The organism is Pseudomonas fluorescens (assembly GCF_002022275.1).
GTDB classification, from domain to species: Bacteria; Pseudomonadota; Gammaproteobacteria; order Pseudomonadales; family Pseudomonadaceae; genus Aquipseudomonas; species Aquipseudomonas fluorescens_AJ.
Genome location: NZ_MSDF01000011.1, coordinates 19,897 through 35,237, shown reverse-complemented (window position 1 = coordinate 35,237; position 15,341 = coordinate 19,897). Strand labels below are relative to the sequence as shown.

The 15,341-nt window shown below is 60.3% G+C and carries 12 protein-coding genes and 2 tRNA genes; 7 read left to right on the top strand and 7 right to left on the bottom strand.

All coding sequences use genetic code 11. From position 1 onward, the window contains the following. Positions 1-53 precede the first annotated feature (53 nt). The 4 genes from xerD (at position 54) to thrC (ending at position 4,744) form a co-directional block, all read left to right on the top strand. The gene (gene xerD, locus BFW87_RS05505; protein ID WP_078738941.1) at positions 54-950 is read left to right on the top strand and encodes a site-specific tyrosine recombinase XerD; all 897 of its coding nucleotides are present in this window, start codon (positions 54-56) and stop codon (positions 948-950) included. Positions 951-1,101: 151 nt separating this feature from the next. Then, positions 1,102-1,833 (top strand): disulfide isomerase DsbC N-terminal domain-containing protein, encoded by a 732-nt coding sequence (locus BFW87_RS05500; RefSeq protein WP_078738940.1) that lies wholly within the window; start codon positions 1,102-1,104, stop codon positions 1,831-1,833. Positions 1,834-1,962: 129 nt separating this feature from the next. Further along, positions 1,963-3,267 carry a homoserine dehydrogenase gene (locus tag BFW87_RS05495; RefSeq protein ID WP_078738939.1) on the top strand — a complete coding sequence of 435 codons (1,305 nt, stop codon included), beginning with the start codon at positions 1,963-1,965 and terminating at the stop codon, positions 3,265-3,267. Positions 3,268-3,334: 67 nt separating this feature from the next. Then, positions 3,335-4,744 carry a threonine synthase gene (thrC, locus tag BFW87_RS05490; protein WP_078738938.1) on the top strand — a complete coding sequence of 470 codons (1,410 nt, stop codon included), beginning with the start codon at positions 3,335-3,337 and terminating at the stop codon, positions 4,742-4,744. Between the two features lie 81 nt (positions 4,745-4,825). Here thrC and BFW87_RS05485 read toward each other — a convergent pair whose 3' ends face one another. Further along, complete coding sequence (locus BFW87_RS05485) at positions 4,826-5,047, bottom strand: hypothetical protein (RefSeq protein WP_078738937.1); 222 nt, start codon at positions 5,045-5,047, stop codon at positions 4,826-4,828. A gap of 314 nt (positions 5,048-5,361) precedes the next feature. Here BFW87_RS05485 and BFW87_RS05480 point away from each other — a divergent pair, with 314 nt between their 5' ends. After that, complete coding sequence (locus BFW87_RS05480) at positions 5,362-5,646, top strand: DUF3509 domain-containing protein (RefSeq protein ID WP_078738936.1); 285 nt, start codon at positions 5,362-5,364, stop codon at positions 5,644-5,646. 170 nt (positions 5,647-5,816) lie between these two features. Here BFW87_RS05480 and BFW87_RS05475 read toward each other — a convergent pair whose 3' ends face one another. Further along, a complete protein-coding gene (locus BFW87_RS05475; protein ID WP_078738935.1) occupies positions 5,817-6,701 on the bottom strand; it encodes a TIGR02285 family protein in 885 nt (294 codons plus the stop codon). Further along, entirely contained in the window at positions 6,701-7,900 is a 1,200-nt protein-coding gene (locus BFW87_RS05470; RefSeq protein ID WP_078738934.1) for a CaiB/BaiF CoA transferase family protein, read from the bottom strand. Before BFW87_RS05470 ends, BFW87_RS05475 begins: the two co-directional genes overlap by 1 nt. Before the next feature lie 148 nt (positions 7,901-8,048). On the opposite strand from BFW87_RS05470, the gene BFW87_RS05465 reads away from it, so the two are divergent. After that, complete coding sequence (locus BFW87_RS05465) at positions 8,049-8,591, top strand: YaeQ family protein (protein WP_078738933.1); 543 nt, start codon at positions 8,049-8,051, stop codon at positions 8,589-8,591. A 175-nt stretch (positions 8,592-8,766) separates the two neighbouring features. Further along, positions 8,767-10,476, top strand: coding sequence for a single-stranded-DNA-specific exonuclease RecJ (recJ, locus tag BFW87_RS05460; RefSeq protein WP_078738932.1), 1,710 nt, complete (start codon positions 8,767-8,769; stop codon positions 10,474-10,476). A 202-nt stretch (positions 10,477-10,678) separates the two neighbouring features. On the opposite strand, the gene BFW87_RS05455 is transcribed toward recJ, so the two are convergent. From BFW87_RS05455 to BFW87_RS05440, 4 genes are all read right to left on the bottom strand, one after another. After that, positions 10,679-11,965 (bottom strand): virulence factor family protein, encoded by a 1,287-nt coding sequence (locus tag BFW87_RS05455; protein ID WP_078738931.1) that lies wholly within the window; start codon positions 11,963-11,965, stop codon positions 10,679-10,681. Continuing rightward, the gene (mprF, locus tag BFW87_RS05450) at positions 11,965-14,607 is read right to left on the bottom strand and encodes a bifunctional lysylphosphatidylglycerol flippase/synthetase MprF (protein WP_078738930.1); all 2,643 of its coding nucleotides are present in this window, start codon (positions 14,605-14,607) and stop codon (positions 11,965-11,967) included. The genes BFW87_RS05455 and mprF overlap by 1 nt, the downstream gene beginning before the upstream one ends. Before the next feature lie 279 nt (positions 14,608-14,886). Continuing rightward, positions 14,887-14,963 (bottom strand) — tRNA-Met (locus BFW87_RS05445). Positions 14,964-15,169: 206 nt separating this feature from the next. Beyond that, a tRNA-Met gene (locus tag BFW87_RS05440) sits at positions 15,170-15,246 on the bottom strand. Between the last annotated feature and the right edge of the window lie 95 nt (positions 15,247-15,341).

Genomic DNA, 15,341 nt, shown 5'->3' with positions numbered 1-15,341 from the left:
GGCTTGCCTGCGATAGGATCTGCCCGTGCCCCCAATAATCAGCTTGAGTCCCCATGCCCGCCATTGACCACCCTCTGATCGACCGCTTCCTCGACGCCCTGTGGCTGGAAAAAGGCCTGTCAGACAATACCCGTCAGGCCTACCGCAGTGACCTGGCCCTGTTCAACGGTTGGCTGCAGGAAAAAAACCTCGAGCTGATCAATGCAGGCCGCGAGCTGATCCTCGACCACCTGGCCTGGCGCCTGGAGCAGAACTACAAACCCCGCTCGACGGCGCGATTCCTCTCGGGTGTGCGTGGCTTTTATCGCTACCTGCTGCGGGAAAAACTGATCGCTCTCGACCCGACCCTGCAAGTCGACATGCCGCAACTCGGCAGGCCCTTGCCCAAATCCCTGTCGGAAGCTGACGTGGACGCGTTGCTCGCCGCCCCCGACTTGAGCGAAGCCATCGGCCAGCGTGACCGTGCCATGCTCGAAGTGCTTTATGCCTGCGGCCTGCGCGTGACTGAGCTGATCAGCCTGACCCTGGAGCAGGTCAACTTGCGCCAGGGCGTGCTGCGTGTGATGGGCAAAGGCAGCAAGGAGCGGCTGGTGCCGATGGGCGAGGAGGCGATCGTGTGGGTGGAGCGCTATATGCGTGACGCTCGTGGGGAATTGCTCGGCGGGCGGCCCAGCGATGTATTGTTCCCCAGCTTGCGCGGCGAGCAGATGACCCGCCAAGCGTTCTGGCACCGGATCAAGCATCAGGCCAGGGTCGCCGGGATCGGCAAGAGCCTTTCGCCGCACACGCTTCGCCATGCATTTGCCACCCATTTGCTCAACCATGGCGCGGATTTGCGCGTGGTACAAATGCTGCTCGGCCACAGCGATTTATCCACAACCCAGATCTACACCCACGTGGCACGCGCACGTTTGCAGGATATGCACGCCAAGCATCACCCACGCGGCTGAAAACATCCTGTAAAAACCCAAATTAGCCCGCCACGGGCTGCCCTTGGGCCCAATTGTGGTAGGCTTTGCCGGTTAGCAAAGGGGACGGTCCTGGCCCGTGTTTCCAAGCGGTGTTCCTCACCCGTCCCTGCATCTGCCTTCAGGAGTTCCCATGCGCTTGACCCAGATTATTGCCGCCGCAGCCATTGCGTTGGTTTCCACCCTTGCCTTCGCCGATGACGCTGCCGAGCAGACCATCCGCAAGAGCCTGGCCGCCCTGCAGCTCGACACCCCGATCGAAAGCATCAGCGCCAGCCCGATGGCCGGCCTGTATGAAGTCAAACTCAAGGGCAGCCGCGTGCTGTACGCCAGCGCTGACGGCCAGTACATCGTTCAGGGTTACCTGTTCCAGCTCAAAGACGGCAAGCCGGTCAACCTCACCGAGAAGGCCGAGCGCCTGGGTGTGTCGAAGCTGATCAACGGCATTCCAGTGGCTGAAACCGTGGTGTACCCGGCCATCGGCGAGACCAAGACCCACATCACCGTGTTCACCGACACCACCTGCCCGTATTGCCACAAGCTGCACGCCGAAGTGCCTGCGCTGAACAAGCTGGGTGTGGAAGTGCGCTATGTAGCCTTCCCGCGCCAGGGCCTGGGTTCGCCGGGTGACGAGCAGTTGCAAGCCGTGTGGTGTTCGGCCGACAAGAAAGCTGCCATGGACAAAATGGTCGATGGCAAGGAAATCAAGGCGGCCAAGTGTGCCAATCCGGTTTCCAAGCAGTTCGCACTGGGTCAGTCGATCGGCGTGAACGGTACACCGGCCATCGTTTTGGCTGACGGCCAGGTGATTCCGGGCTACCAGCCGGCACCGCAAGTTGCCAAACTGGCGTTGAGTGCCAAATAAACCAGCATCGTCGAACCTTTGACGATCATGGCCCGTTGATCAGTCAGCGAGTCATTAATTGAAAGCCGCAGTTGTGCGGCTGTTTTCCACGGCCGACCTAGCGTCGGCCGTTTCATGGGGAGTTCTTCAGTGAAACCGGTCAAAGTAGGCATCTGTGGGTTAGGGACCGTCGGTGGCGGCACCTTTAACGTACTTCAGCGTAATGCTGAGGAAATTTCCCGCCGCGCAGGCCGCGGGATTGAAGTGGCGCAAATTGCCACGCGTTCGCCAAAGCCTCAGTTCCAAACGACCGGTATTGCGATTACCAACGATGTCTTCGAAGTAGCAACCAACCCTGAAATCGATATCGTCATCGAGCTGGTCGGCGGCTACACCGTGGCCCGTGAGCTGGTGCTCAAGGCCATCGAGAACGGCAAGCACGTGGTGACCGCCAACAAGGCGCTGATCGCCGTGCACGGCAACGAGATCTTCGCCAAGGCCCGCGAGAAGGGCGTGATCGTGGCGTTCGAAGCGGCGGTGGCCGGTGGCATTCCGGTGATCAAGGCGATCCGTGAAGGCCTGTCCGCCAACCGTATCAACTGGGTCGCCGGCATCATCAACGGCACCGGTAACTTCATCCTCACCGAAATGCGCGAGAAGGGCCGTACCTTCGAAGACGTGCTGGCCGAAGCCCAGGCGCTGGGTTACGCCGAAGCCGACCCGACATTCGACGTGGAAGGCATCGACGCGGCGCACAAGCTGACCATTCTGGCGTCCATCGCCTTTGGCATCCCGCTGCAGTTCGACAAGGCCTACACCGAAGGCATCACCAAGCTGACCACGGCCGACGTGAACTACGCCGAAGCCCTGGGCTACCGCATCAAGCACCTCGGTGTGGCGCGCAGTACGCCAGCGGGTATCGAGCTGCGGGTGCACCCGACGCTGATCCCGGCCGACCGCCTGATCGCCAACGTCAATGGCGTGATGAACGCCGTGATGGTTAACGGTGATGCTGCCGGTTCGACCCTGTTCTACGGCGCCGGCGCCGGCATGGAGCCGACGGCTTCGTCGGTAATCGCCGACCTGGTGGACGTGGTTCGCGCCATGACCAGCGACCCGGAAAACCGCGTGCCGCACCTGGCCTTCCAGCCTGATTCGCTGTCGGCCCATCCGATCCTGCCGATCGAAGCCTGTGAAAGCGCCTACTACCTGCGCATCCAGGCTCAGGACCACCCGGGCGTGTTGGCCCAGGTGGCGAGCATTCTGTCGGAGCGCGGTATCAACATCGAGTCGATCATGCAGAAGGAAGTCGAGGAGCAAAACGGCCAGGTGCCGATGATCCTGCTGACCCATCGCGTGCTCGAGCAGCACATGAACGATGCCATCGCCGCCCTTGAAGCCCTGCAAGGCGTGGTCGGCCCGGTGGTGCGCATCCGCGTCGAGCACTTGAACTAACCGATCTGTTCCAGAGGCCCCGTGTGTGCGGCGGCCTCTGTTCGAGAATGTTGTAGAGGAGCCAGTCATGCGTTACATCAGCACCCGCGGCCAGGCACCGGCCCTGAATTTCGAAGACGTTTTGCTGGCAGGCCTTGCCACTGACGGCGGCCTGTACGTGCCGGAAAACCTGCCACGCTTTACCCAGGAAGAAATCGCTTCCTGGGCTGGCCTGCCGTACCACGAGCTGGCGTTCCGGGTGATGCGCCCGTTCGTCACCGGCAGCATTCCGGATGCGGACTTCAAGAAGATTCTGGAAGAGACGTACGGCGTGTTTTCGCACAATGCCATCGCGCCGTTGCGCCAACTGAATGGCAATGAGTGGGTTCTGGAACTGTTCCACGGCCCGACCCTGGCGTTTAAAGACTTCGCCCTGCAGCTGCTGGGCCGCCTGCTCGATTACGTGCTGCAAAAGCGCGGCGAGCGCGTGGTCATTATTGGCGCCACCTCCGGTGATACCGGTTCGGCCGCCATTGAAGGCTGCAAGCACTGCGAAAACGTCGACATCTTCATCCTGCACCCGCACAAGCGTGTGTCGGAAGTACAGCGTCGCCAGATGACCACCATCTTCGGTGAGAACATCCACAACATCGCCATCGAAGGCAACTTCGATGACTGCCAGGAAATGGTCAAGAACAGCTTCGCTGACCAGAGCTTCCTGAAAGGTACGCGCCTGGTTGCGGTGAACTCGATCAACTGGGCGCGGATCATGGCCCAGATCGTCTACTACTTCCACGCCTCCTTGCAGCTGGGCGGCCCGGCGCGTTCGGTGTCGTTCTCGGTGCCGACCGGCAACTTCGGCGACATCTTCGCCGGTTACCTGGCACGCAACATGGGCCTGCCGATCAACCAGTTGATCGTCGCCACCAACCGCAACGACATTCTGCACCGCTTCATGAGCGGCAATGGGTACGTCAAGGAAACCCTGCACGCCACCCTGTCGCCTTCGATGGACATCATGGTGTCGTCGAACTTCGAACGTTTGCTGTTCGACATGCACGGCCGCAATGGTGCAGCCATTGCTGGTTTGATGGATTCCTTCAAGAGCGGTGGCGGTTTCAGCGTGGAGGAAGAGCGCTGGACCGAAACTCGCAAGCTATTCGACTCCCTGGCTGTGGACGATGCGCAGACCTGCGAAACCATCGCCGAGGTCTACGCCCAGACCGGCGAGCTGCTCGACCCGCACACTGCCATCGGCGTGAAGGCTGCACGTGAATGCCGTCGCAGCCTGGATATCCCGATGGTGATTCTCGGTACCGCACACCCGGTCAAATTCCCGGAAGCAGTGGAGAAGGCGGGTGTCGGCAAGGCGCTGGAGTTGCCGGAGCATTTGGCTGATCTGTTTGAGCGTGAAGAACGTTGCACTGTATTGGCCAATGACCTGAAGGCTGTGCAGGCGTTTGTGAGCCAGCATGGGAATCGGGGTAAGCCGTTGTAAGGCAAACTGCACAGACAAAAACGCCGCTTTCCCTTCCTTGGGTCAGCGGCGTTTTTTGTTTATGGCAGGCCCGGTCGAGCGTTACGAGAAGAGTTTCTGCGCGACCACTATCACGGTGCCGACGGCGGCATAGAAGCCTGTTGCGATAGCCACCGGGTACCAGAAAGTCTCGCAATTAATCTTCAAAGATTCAGATTTGAGTTTGTCTTGTTCAGCCTGCATGCGTGATATTTCGGCATAAATACGCCACACATCGGCATTCATTTTCTCCATCGTTGCCTGTTGCTCTTTGTTTTCCACCATCATCTTCATCCTTCGCAATAAGGGCCATTTGACATGCGCTTTCCTCTGCCTGGCAGCATGACCAGCACTCACCGAGTATAGGATCGACCCTCGGTCTCAGCCTCCAGCACCCCCCAAAACGCCTACCTATTGAGTAAGCAGTTATGTGCCGCCGTTTTCTGGCTGTCATGTTGCAAGCGCATGCTGGATTACGTCACCCCCTGACGAACCCATAAAGACGATAAAGCGAACTTTCCTACGTCAGAACCAGTCACTTAGGATAGATGCAGCTCCCGTTGAAACGATTGTTCCCGAACTATTGAGTGGTGATCGAGATGGAAAGTATCAGCCTATTGCTCGAAGAAGCACTGAGCCCTTATCAGGTTACGCTGACCACCTCCGGTGTGCAGGGCGAGTGCTTGGTGACCGTGAAGAACCCCGCTGGCGCTATCGTCGTCGAGCGTGAAGTTGACCGGGCGCAATTGACGGATAAACGCGTATTGGTGGATGTGGTGGATTGCTTGCTGCGCGACTTGAAGATCGCCGAAGGGCGCCTGGAACCCTCGGTCATCGCCGCTTTGCGTAATGCCGCTCAGACCCGTGGCGCTGCCTGCGCATGAAGAAATGTTTATCTGAGGAAACTTCCTACAGCATGGCCGGTCAGATTTTTTAACAGCAAGAGCAAACATTGTGCTCCGGTGTTTGTGGCTTGTTGTACTGGTCTTTGTTGGCCACGTTTAACCCCGAAGTGTCTCCCCACTCTTCGGGGTTTCTTTTTGCCCGGGATTTGTCACGGCTCAGGAGAATCCTGGAAAAAGCTCGGGTTATCGCGCAGGTAGTGCTCACGCATCACCGGGTCCAACCATGCCGCGTAGGATTGCTGCAGCGGTTCCTGCGGGATGTCGCGTAACACCTGATTGATGCGCTTTAAGGCCTGGCGACCTTCAGGCGTGTTCGAGCAACCGATGTGCGTGTGCTGGTAAGGCGCCGTGCCCTTGATGGGATAGAACATCAGCTCTGTAGTCGCGATGCCCTGCTGCGCCGCGTGGTAGCGGATTTCGGGCGCATACCCCAACACTGCCTCCAGCCGCCCAAGGCGCTGCATTTGCAGCAGGCTGCCAAGGGCATCATTGCCGTAATGCAGCGCCACTGAATCCGGTGCGGCGTGCTTGAGTTGTTCATCAATGACCGGGCCGTAGCTGCGCTCTGCGGTTGCACCCACGCGCGCTGTATGGGCGCGAAGCAAGGCTTGCAAGTCAAATTGGCCCTCTTTAATAAAGGGCGCCATTGCTTCCTGCTGGCTGCGTCGGACGGTGACTCCATTGCTGGCCACTACGAAGGCCTGAGCGGAAAATACGATGTACTGGGCGCGCTCGGCCGTCCACAGCAATGATGGGTCGCAGGTGAGGGACGCTGCGCGTAACATTTGAATGCCACGGGCGCGGTTGACGTGCATCACTTCGTGGCGGTACTCCGGCAGGCGCTCGCTGAGTATCGGCAACAGCTGATCCAGCACGCCAAGACCTTTTTGTGGCCCGTCGAAGATGGTCACGGGCGGCAAGTCGCGCAGCAACCAGGTCAGCGTTTGCTCGGCGCTCGCGGGCACCGGCCAGCCGCCCGCCATCACGCCGGCGAAGCACAGCTGAACCAGCCAGCGCGGGGCATGGCGAACCATCAAATGGCGCCATCCTCGCGCAGACGGGTAATGGCGGCTGCGTCGTAACCCAAGTCATTGAGCACCACGCTGTTATGTTCACCCAGTTGCGGCCCGACCCATTCACAGCTGCCGGGCGTGTCGGAAAGTTTGGGCACGATTCCCGGCATTTTGAAGTCCTTGCCGCCCGGCAGCTGGGCCTTGAGGAACATTTCCCGCGCCAGAAACTGCGGGTCGCCCAGCATGTCTTCGGCGCTGTAGATGCGGCTGGCGGGCACCTCGGCTTTGTTCAGCGCCTCGACCACCTCATCCAGCGACAACGAGTTAACCCAACGATCAATCACGCCGTACAGCTCATCACGGCGGCTGTCACGCCCATCGTTGCTGGAGAGCACCGGATCGTTGGCCAAGTCCTCGCGGCCAATGGCTGACATGAACCGCTTGAAGATCGCATCGCCATTTGCACCGATCTGCACGTGCTTGCCATCGGCACTGGTATGGATCGATGACGGCGTAATGCCCGGCATAATGTTGCCCGTGCGTTCGCGAATGAAACCGAACACGTCGAACTCCGGAATCATGCTTTCCATCATCGCGAAGATGGCTTCGTACAGCGCCACATCCACCACCTGGCCCAGCCCGCCGTTGACTTCGCGGTGACGTAACGCCATCAGCGCGCCGATCACCGCCCACAGGGCGGCAATCGAATCGCCGATGGAAATCCCGGTGCGGACTGGCGGGCGGTCTTCGAAGCCGGTGATATAGCGCAAGCCGCCCATGGACTCACCCACCGCGCCGAAGCCCGGCTGGTCTTTCATTGGCCCGGTCTGGCCAAAACCCGACAGGCGCACCATCACCAGTTTCGGGTTCAGGGCGTGCAAGGTTTCCCAGCTCAATCCAAGTTTTTCCAGGACGCCGGGGCGGAAGTTTTCGATCAGGATGTCGGCGTCTGCCAGCAACTGCTTGAGAATCGCCAGACCGTCCGGGTGCTTGAGGTTCAGGGTCAACGATTTTTTGTTGCGCGCCTGCACGAACCACCACAGCGAGGTGCCTTCATACAGCTTGCGCCATTTGCGCAGCGGGTCGCCGCCGTCCGGGGATTCGACCTTGATCACCTCGGCGCCGAATTCGGCGCAGATACGGGAGGCAAACGGTCCCGCGATCAGGGTGCCCAGTTCGATGACTTTCAGGCCGGCAAGCGGTTTGGCATTAAACGACATGAGGATCCTTGGCAAGCAGGTGCGGTGGTGTGATGCCTTTTAACATAGGCGAGCAGCGCAGGGATAAGGATGATGCAGCGCAGTATTCGTTGAATGACCTCACCATCGGTTAGACTGGCCGCCTTTCCCTGTCTCTAGAAGCCCGTTCATGGCCCAGCCGTCCACGACCTACAAGTTCGAACTCAACCTCACCGACCTCGATCGTTCGGTGTACGAGAGCGTTAAACAGACCATCGCTCGCCACCCTTCGGAAACCGAAGAGCGCATGACCGTGCGCCTGCTGGCCTACGCCCTGTTTTACAACGAGCAACTGGCGTTCGGGCGTGGTCTGTCAGATGTAGACGAACCAGCCCTGTGGGAAAAAAGCCTGGATGACCGGGTTTTGCACTGGATCGAAGTCGGCCAGCCCGACGCCGACCGCCTCACCTGGTGTTCGCGCCGCACCGAGCGCACCAGCCTGCTGGCCTACGGCAGCTTGCGTGTGTGGGAAGGCAAGGTGGTGCCGGTGGCGAAGAACCTGAAAAACGTTCACATCGCCGCTGTGCCGCAGGAAGTCCTCGAGACCCTGGCCAAGGACATGCCCCGCGTGATCAAGTGGGACGTGATGATCAGTGAAGGCACGATTTTCGTGACCGACGACCGTGGCCAGCATGAAGTGCAGCTGGAATGGCTGGTCGGCGAACGCGATTAACCCTGCTTAAGCGGGCTTTTGTGGGAGCTGGCTTGCCTGCGATAGCGGTGTATCAGCAGCAGATGTGCCACCTGACCCACCGCTATCGCAGGCAAGCCAGCTCCCACAGTTGATCTGTGTTGTGTTCAGAATTGCTGTTTAACCGTTTTATCAGAAGAGAAGCTTCCGTCACCCCATGCGTATCGATCCCCGCCCGTTGCCTGCTGTCCTGCCGTTTCTCGGTGAATTGCCACCGCTGCTGACCCGTCTCTACGCCGCACGCGGGGTGCAGTCCGAAGCCGAGCTGGACAAAAGCCTGGCGCGGTTGATTCCTTATCAGCAGCTTAAAGGCATCGATGCAGCGGTGGATTTACTGGTGACGGCCCTGGAACAGCGCCAACGCATTCTGATCGTGGGCGACTTTGACGCCGATGGCGCCACAGCCAGCACGGTGGGCACGTTGGGCCTGCGCTTGCTCGGTGCAGCACATGTCGACTATCTAGTGCCCAACCGCTTCGAATACGGCTACGGCCTGACCCCGGAAATCGTCGCTGTGGCGCTGCAGCGCGCGCCGCAGTTGCTGATCACCGTGGACAACGGCATCTCCAGCGTCGAAGGCGTGGCGGCGGCGAAAGCGGCGGGGCTGCAAGTCTTGGTCACCGACCACCACTTGCCGGGCGACGAGTTGCCGGCGGCAGACGCCATCGTCAACCCGAACCAGCCAGGCTGCGAGTTCCCGAGCAAGGCGCTGGCCGGCGTGGGCGTGATCTTTTACGTGCTGATGGCCTTGCGCGCGCGTTTACGCAGCCTCGGCTGGTACGCCAACACACCGCAGCCGAACATCGGCGAGCTGCTTGACCTGGTTGCCCTTGGCAGCGTCGCCGACGTGGTGCCGCTGGACGCCAACAACCGCATCCTGGTGCATCAAGGCCTGGAGCGCATTCGCGCCGGGCGTGCGCGGCCGGGGATCAAGGCGATCCTCGACGTCGCCAAGCGCGATGCCTCGCGCATTACCTCCACCGACCTGGGTTTTATCCTCGGTCCACGGCTGAATGCCGCCGGGCGTCTGGATGACATGAGCCTGGGCATTGAGTGCCTGCTCACCACCGACGTTGCCGCCGCGCGGGAAATGGCAGCGCAGTTGGACGGCATGAACCAGGACCGCAAATCCATCGAGCAAGGCATGCAGCGCGAGGCGCTCGCCCAGCTCAAGGACTTGCCGGTGGAGTCAATGCCGTATGGTTTGTGTCTGTTCGACCCGGAATGGCACCAGGGCGTGATCGGTATTCTTGCGTCGCGCATGAAAGAGCGCTATTTCCGCCCGACCATCGCCTTCGCCGACGCCGGTGATGGCCTGCTCAAGGGCTCAGGGCGCTCTGTGCAAGGGTTTCACATCCGTGATGCGCTGGCAGTGGTCGCGAGCCAGCATCCCAACCTGATCGCCAAGTACGGCGGTCACGCCATGGCGGCAGGCCTTACATTGCCTGAGGAAAATTTCCCGCTGTTTGCCGAAGCCTTTGATGCTGAGGTGCGTCGGCAACTGCGTGAAGAAGACCTGACCGGCCGGCTGCTGTCCGATGGCACGCTGGCGGTGGAAGAGTTTCACCTGGAGCTGGCGCGCGCATTGCGGCATGCCGGGCCTTGGGGGCAACACTTTCCCGAGCCGTTGTTTCACGGTGTGTTTCAGTTGGTGGAGCAGCGGGTGGTAGGGGAGCGGCACCTGAAGGTGGTGCTCAAGAGCGAATGCGGGGCTGTGAAGCTCGATGGCATTGCGTTTGGCGTGGACCGCGAGGTGTGGCCAAACCCGACGGTGAAGTGGGTGGAATTGGCCTACAAGCTGGATGTGAACGAGTTTCGTGGCAATGAAACCGTGCAGTTGATGATTGCGCACATCGAACCGCGCTAGATCTTGTTGGCACCGCAAAAACAAATGTGGGAGCTGGCTTGTTGTGGCGAGCGGGCTTGCCCGCGTTGGGTGGCGAAGCCGCCCCAATAAAAAACGCCGCATTCTGTCAGGCAGAATGCGGCGTCTGGTTTTAGGGCTGCTTCGCAGCCCAACGCGGGCAAGCCCGCTCGCCACGGAAGCCCGTTCGCCACAGCGGTGGAGATTACTCGGCTTTATCCTTGGCCTGATGCTTCACGATGATGTCCACCAACCGCTGAGCCAGCGCCGGGTAGTTCTCATCAAAGTGGTGCCCGCCAGGCAACTTCACCGCTTCACCGACGGCGGTCTTGTCGGTACAGCCACTCTCGTCGACTTCTTCGGCGCCATAGATGCACACCACTTTGTCAGCCGGCAGCTTGGCCATTTCCGGGCCGGTGGCGGCTTCTTTACCCGCGTTGCCCAGCCAGCCTTCCACTTCGATCTCAAAGCTGCCGGTACGAGCGAACGCCAGCAGGATGATTGCGTCGACGCGCTGCTGTTCGTTTTCCGGCAGGCGGTTGTAGATGGCAGGCAGTACGTCGGCACCGAACGAGTAACCGGTCAGCACGAAGCGTTTGGTGCCCCATTTCTGCCGGTAGTGCTGCATCAGCTCGGTGAGGTCCTTGGCGCTTTGTTCCGGGGTCTTGTGCTGCCAGTAGTAGCGCAAGGTGTCGATACCGACGACCGGGTAACCGATCTTGGCCATTTCACCGGCCACGTCGCGGTCCAGGTCGCGCCAGCCGCCATCACCGGAGAGGAACAGGGTGACGGTGTCCTTGGCTTGGCCAGCAGGAACTTCCACTACTGGAATCGCCAGGCCGCCGTTGTCCGAACCGACCAGCTGCTTGCGCAGCTCGTTGTTCAGCACTTGCGGGTAGTGAATGTCGTAATCGCTGATGCTGGTGGTTGCACGCGGGGTATCGCGTACGAAGCTGGCGGCATCATCGTCAGGGTTGTCGTTCCATGCCACCAGCCAATTGCCGTGTGCGGACGTTTTCGGCAGGGGGTCCTTACACCCTTCCTGCGTCATGGCGAAGCCGACGGAGATGGCGTTGGCCTTGTCGTCGTTCTGTGCTGCCAACCAGCGCCAGGCCAGACTTGCACCCGGGCCGATGCCGCTGACCAGGGTCGCCGGGCCTTTAAGCTGGGCCAGAGCGCTTTGCAGCGCTTGTTCCTGCAGCTTGCAGTCGTCCTTTGGCAGGATCACTTGAACGATTTGCGCCGAGCCGCCCTGGCTCAAGGCAATCAGTTGGCTGTCGGTCAGGGTTTCGTCGGCCAGCACGGCGACGGCCACGCGGGCTTTTGCCGAGCCGTTCGGCGTTACACGGGTCATCACCGAGCCGTCGGCCTGGGGCAATTGCTCCAGGGTCGGCTGCGGGGCAGGGCGGTTCCAGTACCAGAAGCCAGCGCCCGCGATCAGCGCGAGCAGCACTACAACGGCCAATACATACCGCCAGGAGCGTCGAATCATCAGCGTTTCACCAATCCAGTCAAGCCGCCTGCGATCAGGGCAGCGGTGTCGGCCAGTGCCACCAGCGGATCAAGTCCTGCGGGCACGGCCATATAACGGGGTTCCCAGTCAGGCTGGAACTTGTCTTTGAAGCGGCGCAAACCTTGGAAGTTATACAGTTGCTCGCCACGGCGGAACACCATTGAGCCCAAACGTTGGGTCAGCGGGGCACCACGGCGTGGTTGCAAGCCCGACAACGGCACCATGCCGAGGCTGAAGCGGGCGTAATCATGGTTCTTATAATGTTGAATCAGGCCAACCATCATGAATTCCATGGTCAGCTTCGGCGCGTCCGGGTGCGCACGCATCAGGTCGAGACTGGCCAGGTCGTGGTTGTAGGTCTCGAGCAGGTTGGCGAAGGCCACCGGGCGCCCTTCGAAGCGAATAATCGCAATGCGAAAGTGCTTGAGGTAGTCGTCGCTGAAACGTCCCAGGGAGAAGCCCTTTTCCCGCACATTCTTGCCGGTCAGCCAGGCGTCGGAGATGACTTTTAATTCATCCATCGGCGCATGGCCCGGTTCGAAGATCTCCAGGGACAGGCCGTCCCGGGTGCCACGGTTCCAGGTGTAGCGCAAATCCTTCATCTCTTTGCCCTTGGCTTCCAGGTCAAAGCGTTTGAGGTCCACGCGGGCTTCTTCGCCCAGTTTGATCGCGGTCAGGCCGATGTCCATGTAGTACGGCAGGTTCTCGGCGCGTACCTGGTAGAACACCGGGCGGGCGTGATGGATGTCGCACAGGTCACGGAACTGCCAGATCATCTCGGCGCGCGGTTGGGTCGGGCCGATCGGGTCGTACAAGGCCACCAGGCTGCGCCCACGGCGGGCGTACATCAGGAAGGCTTCGTCGTTGGGGTGGAACAGCAGCGCCTTGTCACCGGTCAGTGCCAGGCCGCCGTCAGGTTGGGAGGAGGCCATCAGGATCTTGGTGGCGCGCTCCAGTTCATCCGGGGTCGGCAGGTGAATGATCGGGCGCGCGGTGCGCAGCAGCCAGGTCAGCGAGACGATCACCAGCAATACTGCGGCGCCCAGCAACGAGCGCAGGCCACGCGGGGCGTTGGCGTCGAGGGTGAACTGCCACCATAGTTGATGACTGTAGGGCACGTCTTGATAGGCAAACAGCAGCAGCCAGATCGACGCACCCAGTACGCACACGCTGGCCACCAGGTACAGCGGCGAGAAGGGCAGTTCGGTCAGGCGGCTGGCGCGGTAGAACGAGCGACGGAAGATCGCCAGCAGCACCGCGGTCATGATCATCAGGCTGGCTTCTTCCCAGTCGAAGCCTTTAAGCAGCGAAAGCAGGGCGCCGGTCAGCAGCAGCACCATGGTCAGCATCCAGGCCGCCGACAGACGTCGACGCAAGCCCTGAGCGAGCAGCAAGCACAGCACGCCGATCAGGCTGGCACCAAAGTGCGAGGCATCAATCAGGCGGTGGGGAATCAGGAAGCCGATGTTTTCCAGGCGTGAATCGATCTCCGGCGTGGCGCCGGAAAACAGCAGGACCACGCCGGACAAAAAAACCAGTACGGCCAGTACCGGCGCTGCCAGGCCCGAGGCGACCCGCAGGCTCTGCTGGGTCTGGAACAAGCGCTGGGCCTCGTTGACCAGCAGGAACACGCAGGCGATCAACAGCGGCAGCACCACGTAGATCATCCGGTACAGCAACAGGGCGGCAGCCAATGGCGCGGCGCCGAGTTTATCGGCGAATGCGGCGAGCAGGATCGCTTCGAACACACCGACGCCACCCGGCACATGGCTGAGTACACCGGCGGCCAAAGCCAGCAGGTACACCAGCAGGAACGGGCCGAACGGTGGCGCTTCCGGCAGCAGCATATAAAGGACGGTGGCGGCAGCGGCGACGTCCAGTGCAGTGATGATCAATTGCAGGAAGGTCAGGCGTCGGCCAGGCAAGCGCAACGTACGGCGCCCGGCCTTGACCAGCAGGTTGTCCGGGTAAGGCTGATCCGGCAGGCGACGGCGATAAATGCCGATGCACAGCGCGATCGACAACAGCAGCACTGCGCCAGCAATGCCGCCAAGCAAACCCTGGGACAGATGCAAATAGGTGGAGGCGGCCGGCAAGTTACTCAGCGTGGCCAATGCGGCCAGCGGCGGCAGGGCAGTGCCGAGCGCCAGGCTGGCAAACACGGTCATGTGGGCCACTTCCGAAGCGCCGATGCCATGGCGTGCATATAAACGGTAGCGCACTGAACCGCCCGACAGCATCGACAAGCCAATCGCGTTGCCGATGGCGAAGGCTGTGAAACCGCCCATGGCCAGGGTTTTGGCCGGCAGTTTCACCCCGGCGTAGCGCGCGCCGGAGAACTCATAGCCCAACAGAATGATAAAACCGGCGACCGCTGCGCCGAATGCGCCGAGCAGGGCAGGCTTGGGCACTTCCAGGATCGAGTCGTGGAGGGCGTAAAGGTCCAGTTCCAGCAACAGGTGTCGGCAGGCGATCAGGGCGATTGCGAACAGCAACAGGGTAACGGCCAGCCCGATTGGCTGACGGTATTTGCTCAACAGATCCAGCCAACGCAAACGGGTGGGAGTGATCGGTTGTTCTGCTGTAACGGTGTCTTGTGGTTCAGACGAGTTGGCGCGCATCAATCACCTCGTGGATTGTGCGCGACAGGATGGAGGTATCCAGCCAAGTTACCAATCCCTATGGACAAAATAATTACAAATATTAACGCGTATCGCCGGGTGCGGCGACTGCGGCCATTGGTCGTAGAGGGTAGCGCTTGAGCATTGAGCATAGCTTGCAATGAGATGGACTCTACAAACCGTGTACGGTTTCATGAAAGATGCCATGTCATTGTTTCAGAAGAACTTTTTTACCGGATACAAAAAAGGCCACTCTTTCGAGTAGCCTTTTTTGATGTTTGGTTGCGGGAGCCGGATTTGAACCGACGACCTTCGGGTTATGAGCCCGACGAGCTACCAGACTGCTCCATCCCGCGTCTGTGGGCGGCATTCTACAGTCCAGCGGCGAGGTGTCAACCGTTAATAAGCTGATGGGTCAAATAAGTGTGAAATAGCCGCTTTGCGTGACCCGCATGCAGTAAGTGCGCGACGGGCAAAGATTTTTTTGTCTTACAATTTTGTACAAAGGTAAAACAGAGGCGCACAAAAAAGGCCACTCTTTAGAGTAGCCTTTTTTGATGTTTGGTTGCGGGAGCCGGATTTGAACCGACGACCTTCGGGTTATGAGCCCGACGAGCTACCAGACTGCTCCATCCCGCGTCTGTGTGTCGGCATTCTACAGAGGAACGCAGGTGTGTCAACCTGTGAATTGAAGAAAAGCGCTTGTGGTTCAATTGGTTAGCTCTCCAAGGTTG

What these genes read in the sequence shown, in the direction of transcription:
- xerD (WP_078738941.1), top strand. Translation starts at nt 54, where the DNA reads ATGCCCGCCATTGACCACCCTCTGATCGACCGCTTCCTCGACGCCCTG.
- BFW87_RS05500 (WP_078738940.1), top strand. Translation starts at nt 1,102, where the DNA reads ATGCGCTTGACCCAGATTATTGCCGCCGCAGCCATTGCGTTGGTTTCC.
- thrC (WP_078738938.1), top strand. Translation starts at nt 3,335, where the DNA reads ATGCGTTACATCAGCACCCGCGGCCAGGCACCGGCCCTGAATTTCGAA.
- BFW87_RS05485 (WP_078738937.1), bottom strand. Translation starts at nt 5,047, where the DNA reads ATGGTGGAAAACAAAGAGCAACAGGCAACGATGGAGAAAATGAATGCC.
- BFW87_RS05480 (WP_078738936.1), top strand. Translation starts at nt 5,362, where the DNA reads ATGGAAAGTATCAGCCTATTGCTCGAAGAAGCACTGAGCCCTTATCAG.
- BFW87_RS05475 (WP_078738935.1), bottom strand. Translation starts at nt 6,701, where the DNA reads ATGGTTCGCCATGCCCCGCGCTGGCTGGTTCAGCTGTGCTTCGCCGGC.
- BFW87_RS05470 (WP_078738934.1), bottom strand. Translation starts at nt 7,900, where the DNA reads ATGTCGTTTAATGCCAAACCGCTTGCCGGCCTGAAAGTCATCGAACTG.
- BFW87_RS05465 (WP_078738933.1), top strand. Translation starts at nt 8,049, where the DNA reads ATGGCCCAGCCGTCCACGACCTACAAGTTCGAACTCAACCTCACCGAC.
- recJ (WP_078738932.1), top strand. Translation starts at nt 8,767, where the DNA reads ATGCGTATCGATCCCCGCCCGTTGCCTGCTGTCCTGCCGTTTCTCGGT.
- BFW87_RS05455 (WP_078738931.1), bottom strand. Translation starts at nt 11,965, where the DNA reads ATGATTCGACGCTCCTGGCGGTATGTATTGGCCGTTGTAGTGCTGCTC.
- mprF (WP_078738930.1), bottom strand. Translation starts at nt 14,607, where the DNA reads ATGCGCGCCAACTCGTCTGAACCACAAGACACCGTTACAGCAGAACAA.